This is a genomic window from Bradyrhizobium sp. LeoB3, assembly GCF_055456055.1.
This window is the reverse complement of record NZ_JBVBEF010000288.1, coordinates 1-1450: the sequence shown is the minus strand read 5'-3', so window position 1 is coordinate 1450 and position 1450 is coordinate 1. Positions and strand designations below refer to the sequence as shown.

Genomic DNA, 1450 nt, shown 5'->3' with positions numbered 1-1450 from the left:
TAGCACTACTTTGGCAGATTGTTGATTTTGCCGCGTTTTATAGGATTCCCGAATCAATTTTTCAATGATTCATGGGTGGTCGGCTCTTGGAGGGCTGACCATGCCGGGATGGGAAGACGAACTCGAACGCTGGCTGATGCCGTTCTTGGACCGGCTGGGTCATAAGACCCGGCAGCGGATGTGTCCTCTGTATGTTGCGGGATTGATCGGTCCGGGCGATCGCAAGAGCGTTCAGCCGATGGCGGAACGCCTTGCCACGAGCAACTACGACCAGTTGCACCATTTCATTGCGGACGGTGTCTGGGATGCGACGCCGCTGGAGACGGAGCTGCTCAACCAGGCGGACCGACTTGTCGGCGGCAGGGATGCGATGCTGGTTATCGATGACACCTCACTGCCGAAGAAGGGTGAGCGATCGGTCGGTGTTGCGGCTCAATACGCGTCGGCTCTCGGTAAAACGGCAAATTGCCAAACGCTGGTGTCTTTAACGCTTGCGCGCGGCGAAGTGCCAGTGATGGTCGCGTTACGTCTCTTTCTGCCTGACAGTTGGACAAGCGACGTATCTCGTATGAAGCGCGCTCGCGTGCCAGTCGAACATCGAACGGCACGGTCCAAGCCCGAGATTGCTCTAGCCGAGATTGACCGCGCGATGGCAGCCAACGTGCGCTTTGGATGTGTGCTGGCGGATGCAGGATACGGCCTCAGCGCACCGTTTCGACAAGGGCTAACAGAGCGCGGGCTGACCTGGGCTGTCGGCATCCCTCGGCACCAGAAAGTGTATCCGGTCGATGTGAAGCTCATTTGGCCGATTACCAAAGTCCGCGGAAAACCGCGAAAGCACCACGTGCCCGATATCTTATCGATTGCCGCAGAACAAATGCTCGTCAGCGCCAAATGGAAAACCGTGAGTTGGCGTAGCGGGACGAAAGGTCGGCTTAAAGCCCAATTTGCTGCTCTCCGCGTCCGGACCGCCGACGGCCCTCCGCAGCGGATATGGGATAAAGGTCAGCAGCATCTCCCAGGCGACGAAGCCTGGCTCATTGGCGAGCAACGTGCGTCCGGGGAGAAGAAATACTATCTGGCCAACCTTCCGGCGGCGACGGATCTGCGCACGCTGGCCGCCACCATCAAGGCACGGTGGATTTGTGAGCAGGCGCATCAGCAGTTGAAGGAGGAACTTGGACTTGATCACTTCGAAGGGCGATCATGGCAAGGTCTTCATCGCCACGCCTTGATGACAATGATTGCCTACGCCTTCCTGCAACATCGTCGCCTCGCATACGCGGGGCGGAAAAAAAAGAATCAACGGGCCTCCGCCTCAGCCAACCATGCCAGCCGTACGTCACGCCATCGTCGATCTCATCCTTCGGCCGCCGTCTCAGCAGTGCCCATATTGCCGAAAGCAAATCCGTGAAAAACAGCGGCGAAAACACAATCTGCCAAAGTAGTG

General features: G+C 57.8%; 1 protein-coding gene. It reads left to right on the top strand.

Features of this window, described 5'->3' with window-relative positions:
• Positions 1 to 64: 64 nt before the first annotated feature.
• Positions 65 to 1414 carry an IS701 family transposase gene (locus ACZXDY_RS45890; RefSeq protein ID WP_208831169.1) on the top strand — a complete coding sequence of 450 codons (1350 nt, stop codon included), beginning with the start codon at positions 65 to 67 and terminating at the stop codon, positions 1412 to 1414.
• Positions 1415 to 1450 lie beyond the last annotated feature (36 nt).

Bases quoted from the DNA above. Each gene is read 5' to 3' on its own strand.
- ACZXDY_RS45890 (WP_208831169.1), top strand. From the start codon at position 65: ATGATTCATGGGTGGTCGGCTCTTGGAGGGCTGACCATGCCGGGATGG.